Origin of the sequence: Enterobacter cloacae complex sp. P17RS (assembly GCF_014895885.1) — a bacterium.
Taxonomy (GTDB): domain Bacteria; phylum Pseudomonadota; class Gammaproteobacteria; order Enterobacterales; family Enterobacteriaceae; genus Enterobacter; species Enterobacter bugandensis.
Genome location: NZ_JADBQK010000010.1, coordinates 273,869 through 287,900, shown reverse-complemented (window position 1 = coordinate 287,900; position 14,032 = coordinate 273,869). Strand labels below are relative to the sequence as shown.

The 14,032-nt window shown below is 54.9% G+C and carries 13 protein-coding genes; 1 reads left to right on the top strand and 12 read right to left on the bottom strand.

Annotation, left to right across the window (positions count from 1 at the left end):
• Positions 1 to 165: 165 nt before the first annotated feature.
• Entirely contained in the window at positions 166 to 2,355 is a 2,190-nt protein-coding gene (fhuE, locus tag IM265_RS11475; protein WP_193031001.1) for a ferric-rhodotorulic acid/ferric-coprogen receptor FhuE, read from the top strand.
• Positions 2,356 to 2,426: 71 nt separating this feature from the next.
• Here fhuE and ptsG read toward each other — a convergent pair whose 3' ends face one another.
• The 12 genes from ptsG to plsX form a co-directional block, all read right to left on the bottom strand.
• Positions 2,427 to 3,860 (bottom strand): PTS glucose transporter subunit IIBC, encoded by a 1,434-nt coding sequence (ptsG, locus tag IM265_RS11470; protein ID WP_028012724.1) that lies wholly within the window; start codon positions 3,858 to 3,860, stop codon positions 2,427 to 2,429.
• Between the two features lie 297 nt (positions 3,861 to 4,157).
• Positions 4,158 to 4,952, bottom strand: a complete 795-nt coding sequence (locus IM265_RS11465; protein ID WP_028012723.1) for a metal-dependent hydrolase — start codon at positions 4,950 to 4,952, stop codon at positions 4,158 to 4,160.
• Between the two features lie 10 nt (positions 4,953 to 4,962).
• A complete protein-coding gene (holB, locus tag IM265_RS11460; protein WP_045261638.1) occupies positions 4,963 to 5,967 on the bottom strand; it encodes a DNA polymerase III subunit delta' in 1,005 nt (334 codons plus the stop codon).
• Positions 5,964 to 6,605 (bottom strand): dTMP kinase, encoded by a 642-nt coding sequence (gene tmk, locus IM265_RS11455; RefSeq protein ID WP_041910511.1) that lies wholly within the window; start codon positions 6,603 to 6,605, stop codon positions 5,964 to 5,966. The genes holB and tmk overlap by 4 nt, the downstream gene beginning before the upstream one ends.
• The gene (gene yceG, locus IM265_RS11450) at positions 6,595 to 7,617 is read right to left on the bottom strand and encodes a cell division protein YceG (RefSeq protein WP_041910512.1); all 1,023 of its coding nucleotides are present in this window, start codon (positions 7,615 to 7,617) and stop codon (positions 6,595 to 6,597) included. Before yceG ends, tmk begins: the two co-directional genes overlap by 11 nt.
• Entirely contained in the window at positions 7,614 to 8,429 is an 816-nt protein-coding gene (gene pabC, locus IM265_RS11445; protein ID WP_193030999.1) for an aminodeoxychorismate lyase, read from the bottom strand. The genes yceG and pabC overlap by 4 nt, the downstream gene beginning before the upstream one ends.
• A 121-nt stretch (positions 8,430 to 8,550) precedes the next feature.
• A complete protein-coding gene (gene fabF, locus IM265_RS11440; protein ID WP_045630098.1) occupies positions 8,551 to 9,792 on the bottom strand; it encodes a beta-ketoacyl-ACP synthase II in 1,242 nt (413 codons plus the stop codon).
• Positions 9,793 to 9,883: 91 nt separating this feature from the next.
• Complete coding sequence (acpP, locus tag IM265_RS11435) at positions 9,884 to 10,120, bottom strand: acyl carrier protein (RefSeq protein ID WP_003857954.1); 237 nt, start codon at positions 10,118 to 10,120, stop codon at positions 9,884 to 9,886.
• A 154-nt stretch (positions 10,121 to 10,274) separates the two neighbouring features.
• Positions 10,275 to 11,009, bottom strand: coding sequence for a 3-oxoacyl-ACP reductase FabG (gene fabG, locus IM265_RS11430; protein ID WP_010429699.1), 735 nt, complete (start codon positions 11,007 to 11,009; stop codon positions 10,275 to 10,277).
• 12 nt (positions 11,010 to 11,021) lie between these two features.
• Entirely contained in the window at positions 11,022 to 11,951 is a 930-nt protein-coding gene (fabD, locus tag IM265_RS11425) for an ACP S-malonyltransferase (protein WP_028012717.1), read from the bottom strand.
• A 15-nt stretch (positions 11,952 to 11,966) separates the two neighbouring features.
• Positions 11,967 to 12,920: a beta-ketoacyl-ACP synthase III gene (locus IM265_RS11420; protein WP_041910515.1), complete on the bottom strand. Its 954-nt coding sequence runs from the start codon at positions 12,918 to 12,920 to the stop codon at positions 11,967 to 11,969.
• 6 nt (positions 12,921 to 12,926) lie between these two features.
• Positions 12,927 to 13,961 carry a phosphate acyltransferase PlsX gene (gene plsX, locus IM265_RS11415; RefSeq protein ID WP_028012715.1) on the bottom strand — a complete coding sequence of 345 codons (1,035 nt, stop codon included), beginning with the start codon at positions 13,959 to 13,961 and terminating at the stop codon, positions 12,927 to 12,929.
• Positions 13,962 to 14,032 lie beyond the last annotated feature (71 nt).

The following is a 14,032-nucleotide window of genomic DNA, read 5'->3' as shown; positions in this document are numbered from 1 at the left end:
TGAAACATTATTTCAGTTTCGCACGACACATCTGTTTACAGCATTAATGGCAATGCGTATATTTCGCATTTGCATTTTCATGCGCATTTTTAACATAGAAAACGACGTCAGACCGTATTTGTGGGACTGACGCAAACACTCTTCACCGTTCATAAGGGTTTGATAATGTCTTTCATTGATCACACCAGGGATGGGCAACGTCAGCCTGTCGCAACACCTTCGTTGCTGGCAGCCTGTATTGCTATGGCATTGACGCCAGCCGCCGCTTTCGCTGCATCAGCAACCGAAGACACCGTCGTCGTGGATGGAGGTTTTGACAATACGCAGGATCCTTCCGCAAGTCAGAACCGGGATTACAGCGTAAAAACCACCACCACCGGCACAAAGCTGTTGCTGGTTCCCCGTGATATCCCACAGTCCGTTAGCGTCATTAGCCAACAGCGCATGGCGGATCAGAACCTTCAGTCTATCGGCCAGGTGTTGACTAACACCACGGGCGTAACGGCGCAGGTGCAGGACAGCGATCGTACCGTATTTTACTCGCGCGGATTTTTCGTCAGTAACTACGCCTTTGACGACCTGCCCACCTCCATCAGCGAAGTGTGGAACTTCGGCGACACCGCCGCCGATACCGCGATTTACGACCGTATCGAAGTGGTTCGCGGCGCGACCGGGCTGATGTCCGGCACCGGTAACCCGGCGGCGTACGTCAATATGGTGCGTAAGCATGCGGACAGCAATGAGTTCAAAGGCAATGTCTCGGCCAGCTACGGCAGCTGGGACAAACAGCGCTACGTGCTGGATCTCCAGGCACCGCTGGTAGAGTCCGGGAAGGTACGGGGACGCCTGATTACGGGCTATCAGGACAACGACAGCTTCGTTGATAACTACCACTACCGGAAGAAGTTCCTCTACGGCGTGGTGGATGCGGACGTCACCGACAGCACCACCCTCTCTGTAGGGTATGAATATCAGGAAAGCCACACCGCCGATCCGACCTGGGGCGGATTGCCGACCTGGTACAGCGACGGGAGTAAAACCGACTACAATCGCAGCCAGACCGTCGCGCCTGACTGGGCCTACTCGGACAAGGATAGCACCCGCATCTTCGCTAACCTGACCCAGCGTTTCGACAACGGCTGGGAAGCGCACGTCAACGGCATGCACGCGGAGACCAACTTCGACAGCAAGCTGATGTATATGTCCGGCTATCCGGAAAAAGAGACCGGGGCGGGCATGGTTGGCTACGGCGGCTGGAACAGAGGTGAACGCAAACAGGATGCGGTTGATGCCTTCCTGCGCGGCGGCTTCGATCTTTTCGGCCGCCAGCATGAGATGATGTTTGGCGGCAGTTTCAGCCGACAGCGCAACCACTATGACAACAGAATGCCGGATGCGCTGTACGGCATGGTGGACGTGGGGAATTTCAAAAACTGGAACGGAAATATCGCCGATCCGCAGTGGACGCCGTGGAAGCTCTATAGCCAGGACGACATTCGCCAGTCCTCAGCGTACACCTCCGCCCGCTTCTCGTTGGCTGACCCGCTGCACCTGATCCTCGGGGCGCGCTACACCAACTACAACATTCGCTATAACCCGGCGGGCTCTCCTGACACCCGTCTGGAAAGCACTGAAGATGACGTAACGCCTTACGCGGGCCTGGTCTACGATATCAACGAAGACTGGTCGACCTACGTCAGCTATACCTCCATCTTCCAGCCGCAGGACAAGCGCGACGCCAGCGGACGTTATCTCGATCCGACCACGGGCAAAAGCTACGAAGCCGGTGTTAAAGCAGACTGGTTTAATACCCGTCTGACCACCTCGCTGGCGATTTTCCGCATCGAGCAGGATAACGTGGCGAGCAACACCTATACCTACATGCCGAGCGGTGAGTCGATTTATGAATCGCTGGACGGCGTGGTCAGCAAAGGGATTGAGTTCGAGCTGAACGGCGCCCTGACCGATAACTGGCAGCTGACGTTCGGCGCGACCCGCTACATTGCGGAAGAAAAGAACGGCAGCGCTGTCATTTCCGATCAGCCGCGCACGACAATGAAGCTGTTTACCCGTTATCAACTGCCAATGCTGCCGGCGCTGACGGTGGGCGGTGGCGTAAACTGGCAGAACAAAGTGTGGACGGATGTGGACGGTGGCCCGGCGGGACAATCCCGCGCAGAGCAAGGCAGCTACGGACTGGTTAACCTGTTCAGCCGCTATCAGGTCACCAAAGATTTTGCTATTCAGGCGAACGTCAACAACCTGTTCGACAAAGAGTATTACGATTACGTCGGCTCTTACGTGGTTTATGGCGCACCGCTGAACGTCTCAGTGAGCGCAAGCTACGACTTCTGAGTGTTGGCACAACAAACCACAGTAATAAAAAAGGCAGCCATTCGGCTGCCTTAGTCTCCCCAGGTCACAGCTTAGCTGTTGCGGATGTACTCATCCATTTCGGTTTTCAGGTTATCGGATTTAGTACCGAAGATAGCCTGAACGCCCGAACCTGCAACAACCACGCCCGCTGCACCCAGTTTTTTCAGACCCGGCTGGTCCACTTTCGCAACGTCGGCAACGCTCACACGCAGACGAGTGATGCACGCGTCCAGGTTAGTGATGTTCTCTTTACCGCCGAACGCAGCAACCAGTGCCGGAGCCATTTCGCTGGTCGCGCCTGCTTTGCTGTCTTCAGTTGCATCTTCACGACCCGGAGTTTTCAGGTCCAGTGCTTTGATCAGCACGCGGAAGATGGTGTAGTAAACAACGGCGTAGCACGCACCCACGATTGGGAACAGCCACAGCTTGCTGCTGTTACCGGACAGAACGATAAAGTCGATCAGGCCGTGAGAGAAGGACGTACCGTCACGCATACCCAGCAGGATACAGATTGGGAACGCCAGGCCAGCCAGTACAGCGTGGATGATGTACAGGATTGGCGCAACGAACATGAAGGAGAACTCGATCGGCTCGGTGATACCGGTCAGGAACGAGGTCAGCGCTGCGGAGATCATGATACCGCCCACTTTTGCACGGTTTTCTGGCTTAGCAGAGTGCCAGATTGCAATCGCAGCAGCCGGCAGGCCGTACATTTTGAACAGGAAGCCACCAGACAGTTTACCTGCAGTTGGGTCACCCGCCATGTAACGTGGGATATCGCCGTGGAACACCTGACCTGCTGCGTTGGTGAATTCACCAATCTGCATCTGGAATGGAACGTTCCAGATGTGGTGCAGACCGAATGGCACCAGGCAACGCTCGATGAAGCCGTAGATACCGAACGCGACAACCGGGTTCTGGTAAGCAGCCCACTGAGAGAAGGTCTGGATAGCGGAACCGATTGGTGGCCAGATGAAGGACAGGATCACGCCAGTGAAAATCGCTGCCAGACCAGAGATGATCGGAACAAAACGCTTGCCCGCGAAGAAGCCCAGATACTCAGGCAGCTTGATGCGATAGAAGCGGTTGAACATATACGCTGCAATCGCACCGGAGATGATACCGCCCAGAACACCGGTATCTGCCAGGTGTTTCGCGGCAATCTCTTCTGCAGGTAAATGCAGAACCAGCGGCGCAACCACAGCCATGGTTTTCACCATGATGCCGTAAGCAACCACTGCAGCCAGCGCAGAAACGCCGTCGTTATTGGTGAAGCCCAGCGCCACACCGATAGCGAAGATCAGAGGCATGTTAGCAAAGACGGAACCGCCTGCTTCAGCCATCACATGGGAAACTACGGCTGGCAGCCAGCTGAAGTTAGCAGAACCGACACCCAGCAGGATACCTGCGATAGGCAGTACGGATACTGGCAGCATCAGCGATTTACCGACCTTTTGCAGGTTAGCAAATGCATTCTTAAACATAATTGAGAGTGCTCCTGAGTATTTGTGCTTTTTTTACGCTTTCACGCATTGGCCCGGGGGGAGTACCGTGCCGTGGACAGGACATCTAAGCGCCCTTTATTTATTACACAGAGTAAAATAATTCCCTCTGAGTTTGTTTGACGGCTATCACGTTTCAGCTTAAGACGGTCGAAAAACTTTCAGTAATTTACAAAAAGCATGTCTGGATGTTTCTAAGAACACCGTCACCGCCCCAAATGAGGCGGTGAACTTTACTCGTTTTATTTATTAATTACGAGCCTAAAAAAAACAGGCTTATCAGACGGATTGCAGGCGGGCGGGGTCGATATGGAACAGCGCAGAGAAGTTTTGCGTCGTGACGCGGGCCAGCTCTTCGATACTGACGCCTTTAAGCACGGCCATGTACTCTGCGACGTCTCGCGTCATGGCCGGCTGGTTCTCTTTACCGCGATGCGGTACCGGCGCCAGATACGGAGAGTCTGTTTCCACCAGAATGCGATCGAGCGGGACATAGCGCGCAGCATCACGGAGCTGCTCAGCGTTACGGAACGTCACGATCCCGGAAAACGAAATATAAAACCCCAAATCAAGCAGTTTACCCGCCGTTTCTCTGTCTTCTGTGAAACAGTGTAGTACGCCACCGCAATCCGTCACGTTTTCTTCCCGGAGGATCGCCAGCGTATCGGCGCGCGCATCGCGTGTATGTACGATGACCGGTTTATTCAGTTCGCGGCCGATGCGGATATGGTTGCGGAAAGACGCCTGCTGGCGCGCTTTCGTTTCCGGCGTGTAAAAATAGTCCAGCCCGGTTTCACCCATCGCCACGACGCCCGCTTCTGCTGCCAGTCGGCGCAGCTCTTCTACGTCATACTCTTCGTCCTGGTTCAGCGGATGAACGCCGCAGGAGAACACCACGTTATCGCGATCGCCCACCAGCTCACGCATTGAGCGATACCCCGGCAGCGTCGTCGCCACCGCAAGACAAAATTTCACATCGCGGGCAGCGGCTTTCGCCAGCACGTCATCCACGTCGTTGTGCAGGGATTGATAATCCAGGCCATCAAGATGGCAGTGTGAGTCGACTAAAAACATAATGTCTCTCTCAGAGATGGGAAACAGGCGGCGTAACGCCCGGTTGCAGGTAGTGTTCAATACGCAGTAACTGGTCGGTCAGCAAAAGCTCGCGATTAAGACCCGTCACGGTTAAAAGCTGTTCGCGGCTCTCGCAAACATCATGAAGGATAGCGTGCAGAGACGCGCCTGTAAGGCGGCTTGCCAGCATGTTCACCAGGGGCCACGCGTCCGGGTTAGTCAGCAGCGTAGCCCCTTGCTGGATTTTTAGCGCATCGAGCAATAAGGAGGCCAGCCAGTGCAGACGCTCGACGGCCCGATCGCTATTCAGCGCAGGCAGTAAACTCAGCCAGTCCTGGTTGTTAAGTGAAGCCTCAACGGCCCGGCAGAGCGCTTCTCGCTGCGACCAGACGTCAGGCTGTAGTAATGCCAGCGCCGCCGCGGGGGCGCCGCTGCTGAGGCGCAGCGCAGACAACGCACTCTCCTGTGACGTTGTCACCTCTCGCTCAAGCCAGCTTAACGCCCACGATTCCTGAGGTACCGCCAAATGATGGAGACGACAACGGCTGCGCAGCGTCGCCAGTAAACGTCCCGGGTCCCGGCAGGAAAGGAAAAACCACGTCTTTTCCGGCGGCTCTTCCAGGGTTTTAAGCAGCGCGTTCGCCGCCGCCTCGGTAAGCAACGCAGCGTCGTTGAGCCAGACCACTTTTGCCCCGCCCAGACGCGCATGTTCGTACAGTTTCTCGCTGACTTCACGCACGGCATCAATGCCAAGCGCGCTTTTGCCCTTCTCAGGCTCAAGCGTGTAATAGTCAGGATGCGTGCCAGCCTGCATCAGCTGGCAGCCGCGGCATTTACCGCAGCTTTTATGCCCTTCCGGCTGCTGGCACATCAGAAAACGAGTGATGGCGTAGATCAACGCATCATCCCCCATTCCCGGCAACGCCTGAATCAGTAACGCATGATGCCCCCGACCGGCCTGATAGCTGGCGATCAGCTGTTCAAAGTGCGGGCGCAACCATGGATACCATTTCATGCCTGCTGCTCCTGTAGCCACTGCGTAACGGTCTGTTGAATATCGCGCGTGACGTCGTCCAGAGATTGCGTGGCGTCAATGGTACGAATTGCGCTGTCCCGCGCGGCCAGCTCAAGATAGCGCGCGCGCGTGCGGTTAAAGAAATCGAATGACTCTTGCTCAATGCGATCCAGTTCGCCGCGCGCGCGGGCGCGCCTGAGGCCCACTTCCGGGGTCACATCCAGGTAGAGGGTCAGGTCCGGGCGAAAATCCCCCAGTACGGCATCGCGAAGGGTTGCCAGCATCGCCTGGTCAATACCGCGTCCGCCACCCTGATAGGCCTGAGTCGACAGATCGTGACGGTCGCCGATCACCCACTTGCCGTCGGCCAGAGCAGGTTTAATCACGGTCTCAACCAGCTGGACGCGCGCCGCATAGAACATCAGCACTTCGGCTTTGTCAGTAATAACCTCGTCACCAACGGATTTAATATCCAGCACCAGACTGCGCAGTTTCTCCGCCAGCTGAGTACCGCCCGGCTCACGGGTAAAGACCATGTCAGCGACGCCAAGCGATTTCAGCGTATCCACTACCACGTTACGGGCGGTGGTTTTACCCGCCCCTTCGAGTCCCTCAATGACAATGTATTTACTGCGCATTTTTTTCCTTAAGTGCCTTCAGATAGTCCTGAACAGAGCGATTATGGCTGGCAAGGTTGGTGTTAAAGGTATGCCCCCCTTTTCCATCAGCCACAAAATAGAGGTATGGTGTTTTGGCCGGGTGCGCGGCGGCTTTGAGCGAAGCCTCGCTCGGCGTGGCTATCGGGCCCGGCGGTAAGCCGTTAATCACGTAGGTATTATACGCCGTTGGCGTCTCCAGATCTTTTCTGGAGATCTTACCGGCATAGCTCTCGCCCATGCCGTAGATAACGGTCGGGTCGGTTTGCAGACGCATGCCGATGCGCAGGCGGTTGATAAATACCGACGCGACCCGGTCGCGCTCAGCCGCCACGGCCGTCTCTTTCTCAATGATCGAGGCCATTGTCACAAACTGGTTTTGATCTTGATAAGGCAGCCCGTCCATGCGCCCTTCCCAGGCGGAATCAACTGCCTCGACCATCTTTTTGTGTGCCCGTTTAAGAATCGCCACATCGGTCGTGCCCGCCGTATACATCCAGGTGTCTGGCCAGAACCAGCCTTCCACCCACTCAGGATGTTCAAATTTCAGCACCTCAGCGACCGTCTCATAGCGGTCATCTTTGAGCGTGTGCTTGATGTAAGGCGCATCACGCAGCTGCTTGAGGTAATCGCTTAAGCGCATCCCTTCAACAAAGCGCAGCGGGAACTGTGCCTCTTTACCGCTTTCCAGCAGCTGCAGCATCTCTCTGACGGTCATGCCGGGCGTAAAGCGATAGGTACCAGCCTTGAAGTGAGACAGTTCAGGCTCGATACGCAATAACCACTGGAACACGCGTGGACGGTTGATGATTTTATCCCCGTAAAGCTGCTCGCCCAGCGCCATCCGCCCGGTACCGGCTTTCAGGGTAAAAATCGTCTCGTCTTTAATCAGGATTTTACTGTCCGCCAGCTGGCGAACCTTCCATACTCCCGCTCCGCCGGCAATACCCAGCGCAACGATCAGGAGAAGGACAAAGCGCAACATTTTCTTCATGACTTTTTGATTTGCTCACATATCGGGGCTAAAAACGTAAAGAGCTCTCGCGAAGACCAGCGCTGTTGACTATACGCCCGAACGGGTATAACAGGCATCAGCGCATTGCAGATCACAACTTCATCGGCGGACAGCAGCGCCTCTTCCTTCGCGTTTACTTCGACAACGCGAAAGCCTGCATGTGCCAGCTGTTGCAAACAAAACTGGCGCATGATGCCGTTAACCCCAGCCTGCTCCAGCGAAGGGGTGAAGACCTCACGGCCCTTCCGCCAGAGTAAATTAGCCGCACAGCATTCCGTAATGAACCCTTCGCTGTCAAGGACTAGCGCCTCATCGGCGTCCGTCTGTTCAAGATGAGTACGAATAAGCACCTGTTCAAGGCGGTTAAGATGTTTTATTCCGGCGAGCATAGGGTTTCGCCCCAGCCGTACCGGGCTCAGCGTCAGCGTTATCCCCTCCTCACGCCAGCGCGCATAGTGAGCAGGATACGCTGATACGGAAAGAATACGCGTGGGATGCTGACAGGCGGAACCGCTGTACCCTCGCCCGCCGCTGCCGCGGCTAAGAATAACTTTTAAAACGCCGTTTGTATTACCTGACGCCAGCCGGCGCATCTCGCGCTCAAGAATGTCCCACTGCATGAAGGGAATCAGCAATTTCTCGCAGGCTTTTTGTAAACGACGGATATGGGCGTCAAGCAGGCTCACCTCACCGTCAAGAATACGCGCAGTGGTGAAACAGCCATCGCCAAACTGGATTGCCCTGTCGCTTGCCGGCAGCGTTTCTTGCTCAAGGCCATTAATTAAAAACATGGTGGCTCCTTATGCGTGGAGGCTCAGTCTGGCAGGATGTTAAAAGCCGGACAAGGGGATTTTCCCTAATAAAAAAGGCCCGCTAAGCGGACCTTTTTTTATAGCTTTCGGGCAGTCAGGCTCAGACCTTTTTGAAGATCAGAGAACCATTCGTGCCGCCAAAGCCGAAGGAGTTACACAGGGTGTACTCCATACCGCTAACCTGACGCGCTTCGTGCGGAACGAAGTCCAGATCGCAACCTTCATCCGGGTTATCCAGGTTGATGGTTGGCGGCACAGCCTGATCGCGCAGCGCAAGGATAGAGTAGATTGACTCTACTGCACCCGCCGCACCCAGCAGGTGACCGGTCATGGATTTCGTGGAGCTGACCATTACGCGGCTGGCAGCCTCGCCGAAGATAGACTTAACCGCCTGCGCTTCTGCTTTATCGCCTGCAGGCGTAGAAGTGCCGTGCGCGTTAACGTAGCCAATCTGTGCAGGGGTAATACCCGCATCACGGATCGCATTTTCCATCGCCAGCGCAGCACCCGCGCCGTTCTCCGGAGGAGACGTCATGTGATACGCATCGCTGCTCATCCCGAAGCCAACGACTTCAGCATAAATTTTCGCGCCACGTTTTTTCGCATGTTCGTACTCTTCCAGTACGAGCATACCTGCGCCGTCACCCAGCACGAAACCATCGCGGTCTTTATCCCACGGACGGCTCGCCGCCTGAGGGTTATCGTTACGGGTTGAGAGCGCACGCGCTGCGCCGAAACCACCAACACCCAGTGGGGTACTGGCTTTTTCAGCACCGCCCGCAACCATAGCATCTGCATCGCCGTACGCAATGATACGCGCGGCCTGGCCGATGTTATGTACGCCAGACGTACACGCGGTAGCGATAGAGATGCTTGGCCCACGCAGGCCGAACATAATGGTCAGGTGACCTGCCACCATGTTAACAATCGTGGACGGAACGAAGAACGGGCTGATCTTACGCGGTCCGCCATTCATCAGCGATGTATGGTTTTCCTCGATCAGGCCAAGACCACCAATCCCGGAGCCGATAGCGGCGCCGATACGGGTTGCGTTCTCTTCCGTAATCTCAAGGCCAGAATCCTGCATGGCCTGAACGCCAGCGACAATTCCATATTGAATGAAGGCATCCATCTTGCGCTGTTCTTTGCGCGAGATGATCTCTTCACAGTTAAAATCCTTTACTAAGCCAGCAAATTTCGTTGCATAGGCGCTAGTATCGAAATGGTCGATTAGGCTGATGCCGCTCTGACCGGCAAGGAGAGCTTTCCAGGTGGACTCTACGGTATTGCCGACAGGAGACAACATGCCAAGTCCGGTCACAACTACACGACGCTTAGACACGTTTGTCCTCCAGGGAGGGATAAAAAAAGAGATACGTGGGACTAAAAAAGATAAAACTCAGGCGGTCGAATGACCGCCTGGAGATGTTCACTTACGCCTGGTGGCCGTTGATGTAATCAATGGCAGCCTGAACGGTGGTGATTTTCTCAGCTTCTTCGTCCGGAATCTCAGTATCAAACTCTTCTTCCAGAGCCATTACCAGCTCAACGGTGTCAAGAGAATCTGCGCCCAGGTCTTCAACGAAGGAAGCGGAGTTCACAACTTCTTCCTGCTTAACGCCCAGCTGTTCGCCGATAATTTTCTTAACGCGTTCTTCGATAGTGCTCATACTCTTAAATTTCCTATCAAAACTCGCTTTCGCGATGGTTTTCGTAGTGTATAAAATGTTGAAAAATTTGCAACTAAATCCCGGCAGGTCTTACCACGATTTTACGTTATTTTGAGGCCATTTGCCCTAATAACGCAAATATTTTCGATCGTGATTAAACCATGTACATCCCGCCGTTGACGTGGAGGGTCTCACCAGTGATGTAACCCGCTTCGTCAGAGGCTAAAAATGCAACCGCACTGGCGATTTCTTTAGGGTCGCCAAGACGACCCGCCGGAACTGCCGCCAGCGTACCCGCACGCTGATCATCAGTCAGCGCACGCGTCATGTCCGTTTCAATAAAGCCCGGAGCAACAACGTTTACAGTAATCCCGCGGGACGCGACTTCACGCGCCAGCGACTTACTGAAACCGATCAGACCTGCTTTCGCCGCAGCGTAGTTAGCCTGACCAGCATTTCCCATGGTACCAACCACAGAACCAACAGTGATAATACGACCATGACGCTTTTTCATCATAGCGCGCATTACCGCTTTTGACAGACGGAATACAGATGACAGGTTGGTTTCGATAATATCGTTCCACTCATCATCTTTCATTCGCATCAGCAGGTTGTCGCGAGTGATCCCGGCATTATTGACCAGAATATCCACTTCACCAAACTCTGCGCGAATATTTTCCAGAACAGATTCGATAGATGCAGGTTCGGTCACATTCAGTACCAGACCTTTACCGTTCGCACCCAGATACTCGCTGATGGCCTGAGCGCCATTCTCGCTGGTTGCTGTACCAATCACCTTCGCGCCGCGCGCGACCAGTGTTTCAGCAATTGCACGCCCGATACCGCGGCTTGCGCCAGTAACCAGGGCAATTTTTCCTTCAAAACTCATGGTATTCCTCTTTTATTGCGAGAGTGCCGCTGACATCGCTTCCGGCTCGTTAATCGCCGAGGCAGTCAGGGTGTCAACAATACGTTTCGTCAGACCGGTGAGGACTTTACCAGGACCGACTTCATAAAGGTGCTCAACGCCCTGAGAGGCCATAAACTCAACGGTTTTAGTCCACTGTACCGGGCTATAGAGCTGGCGAACCAGTGCGTCACGGATAGCCTCCGGCGCGGTTTCGCATTTCACATCGACGTTGTTCACAACAGAAATCGTCGGTGCGTTAAAGGTAATTTTTTCCAGCTCAGCCGCCAGTTTCTCGGCTGCGGGCTTCATCAGTGCGCAGTGAGACGGTACGCTGACCGGCAGCGGCAGTGCGCGTTTGGCGCCCGCGGCTTTACAGGCAGCACCGGCACGTTCAACGGCCTCTTTATGACCAGCAATAACAACCTGGCCCGGCGAGTTGAAGTTAACCGGAGAAACCACCTGCCCTTCAGCAGATTCTTCACACGCTTTTGCAATCGCGGCATCATCCAGACCAATAATGGCAGACATGCCACCCGTTCCTTCTGGCACCGCTTCCTGCATGAATTTACCGCGCAGTTCTACCAGGCGCACCGCGTCAGCAAACGCAATCACACCGGCGCACACCAGCGCAGAGTATTCACCCAGGCTATGACCCGCGAGCAGCGCTGGCGCTTTACCGCCCTGCTGCTGCCATACGCGCCACAGCGCAACGGACGCAGTCAGCAACGCTGGCTGAGTTTGCCAGGTTTTGTTCAGCTCTTCGGCCGGACCCTGTTGGGTCAGCGCCCACAGATCATAACCCAGCGCATCAGAAGCTTCACGAAAAGTCTCTTCAATGACCGGGTAGTTTGCTGCCATTTCAGACAACATCCCAACGGTTTGAGAACCCTGGCCCGGGAACACAAAAGCAAATTGCGTCATTTTTTATTCCTTATACTAGAAACGAACCAGCGCGGAACCCCAGGTGAACCCGCCACCGAAGGCTTCAAGCAAGACCAACTGGCCCCGTTTGATTCGTCCGTCGCGTACCGCTTCATCAAATGCGCACGGTACCGACGCCGCAGAGGTGTTGCCGTGACGATCCAACGTCACCACAACGTTATCCATCGACATGCCCAGCTTTTTAGCGGTGGCGCTGATGATACGCAGGTTCGCCTGATGCGGCACCAGCCAGTCGAGCGCGGTGCGTTCAAGGTTATTTGCTTCCAGCGTCTCATCGACAATGTGCGCAAGCTCGGTCACCGCCACCTTGAACACCTCGTTACCCGCCATGGTCAGGTAGATGGAGCTGTCCGGATTAACGCGATCGGCGTTAGGCAGCGTTAACAGCTCGCCGTAGCGGCCATCGGCATGCAGATGCGTGGAGATGATACCCGGCTCTTCGGACTGCCCCAGCAGCACCGCACCGGCACCATCACCGAAAATAATGATCGTTCCGCGATCGGTTGGATCGCAGGTACGCGCCAAAACGTCAGCACCGATAACCAGCGCATATTTGACGGAGCCAGATTTAACATACTGATCGGCAATGCTCAGCGCGTAGGTGAAACCTGCGCACGCAGCGGCAACGTCAAACGCCGGGCAGCCTTTAATACCGAGCATGTTCTGCACCTGACACGCCGCGCTTGGGAAAGCATGCGTGGCAGACGTCGTGGCAACCACGATCAAGCCAATCTCTTCTTTATCGATACCCGCCATTTCGATAGCGCGCTGTGCGGCTTCGTAACCCATGGTGGACACGGTTTCGTCTGGCGCGGCGATACGACGTTCACGGATACCTGTGCGCGTGACAATCCACTCGTCAGACGTATCTACCATTTTTTCCAGATCGGCGTTGGTACGCACTTGTTTTGGCAGGTAGCTGCCGGTACCTAAAATCTTCGTATACATGTACGCTCAGTCACTTTTAGCTAATACAGATTCCAGGCGAGCGGCAATCCGCTGAGGGACTTGTCGCTGCACCGCCTGCACTGCCTGTTCAATGGCGACAGAAAATGCTCGCTGATTGGCGGCGCCATGACTCTTAATCACGATGCCGCGCAATCCTAACAGACAGGCGCCATTATACTGGTCGGGGTTGAGGTGACTGAATCGCCGCGTCAGGCTCTTTTGTAACCAACGCTTCAATAAAATCAACCACCAGGCGCTTTTTTTGCCTTCTCCCTGAGATTTCAGCAGAGAAAGGAACATGCGCACGACCCCTTCCATGGTCTTCAACGTTACGTTTCCGGTGAAGCCATCGCACACCAGAACATCCGTTTTTCCCGTCAGCAACTCATTGGCTTCGAGATAACCAATATAGTTGATGGAGGGAACCTGTTTGAGCATTTCAGCAGCGTCGCGAATGCTGTCCAGGCCTTTGGTCTCTTCTTCACCAATATTCAATAACGCAACGCGGGGATTGTTGATCCCGACCACGTCTTCTGCCAGCACCGACCCCATCACGGCGAACTGAGCCAGCATGGTACTATCACAATCCACGTTAGCGCCCAAATCGAGCACCACCGTTTTCCCCTTCTGCTGATGCGGTAACACCGTCACCAGCGCCGGGCGCTCAATGCCCTCAATCGGCTTGAGCAGTAATTTCGACAGCCCCATCAGCGCGCCGGTATTGCCGGCGCTGACGCAAGCCTGCGCTCGCCCTTCTTTTACCAGCTCCAGCGCCATGCGCATAGAGCTGCCACGGCTATTACGAATCGCCTGTGAGGGGCGTGCATCACTGGCAATAACTGACTGCGCAGGAATAATCTGCAGACGCGAACGTTGTTCAAAGTCAGCTTTTGCAAGTAATGGCGTGATTGTGTCGGGATTGCCGACTAAAAGAAGTGTGAGTTGCGAATTAGAATTCAGTGCCTGCAATGCTGCAGGCACTGTCACGGAAGGGCCAAAATCTCCCCCCATGACATCTAACGCCAGGGTTAGACGTGTCAAGGTATCGTCGCAGCCTGGTTCGGTAACTTCCCCGTTTGCACGGGGAAATCCTCACTAAGCCTAATCACGCT

Coding starts and splice junctions, on each gene's coding strand:
- fhuE (WP_193031001.1), top strand. CDS start 166: ATGTCTTTCATTGATCACACCAGGGATGGGCAACGTCAGCCTGTCGCA.
- ptsG (WP_028012724.1), bottom strand. CDS start 3,860: ATGTTTAAGAATGCATTTGCTAACCTGCAAAAGGTCGGTAAATCGCTG.
- IM265_RS11465 (WP_028012723.1), bottom strand. CDS start 4,952: ATGTTTTTAGTCGACTCACACTGCCATCTTGATGGCCTGGATTATCAA.
- holB (WP_045261638.1), bottom strand. CDS start 5,967: ATGAAATGGTATCCATGGTTGCGCCCGCACTTTGAACAGCTGATCGCC.
- tmk (WP_041910511.1), bottom strand. CDS start 6,605: ATGCGCAGTAAATACATTGTCATTGAGGGACTCGAAGGGGCGGGTAAA.
- yceG (WP_041910512.1), bottom strand. CDS start 7,617: ATGAAGAAAATGTTGCGCTTTGTCCTTCTCCTGATCGTTGCGCTGGGT.
- pabC (WP_193030999.1), bottom strand. CDS start 8,429: ATGTTTTTAATTAATGGCCTTGAGCAAGAAACGCTGCCGGCAAGCGAC.
- acpP (WP_003857954.1), bottom strand. CDS start 10,120: ATGAGCACTATCGAAGAACGCGTTAAGAAAATTATCGGCGAACAGCTG.
- fabG (WP_010429699.1), bottom strand. CDS start 11,009: ATGAGTTTTGAAGGAAAAATTGCCCTGGTTACTGGCGCAAGCCGCGGT.
- fabD (WP_028012717.1), bottom strand. CDS start 11,951: ATGACGCAATTTGCTTTTGTGTTCCCGGGCCAGGGTTCTCAAACCGTT.
- IM265_RS11420 (WP_041910515.1), bottom strand. CDS start 12,920: ATGTATACGAAGATTTTAGGTACCGGCAGCTACCTGCCAAAACAAGTG.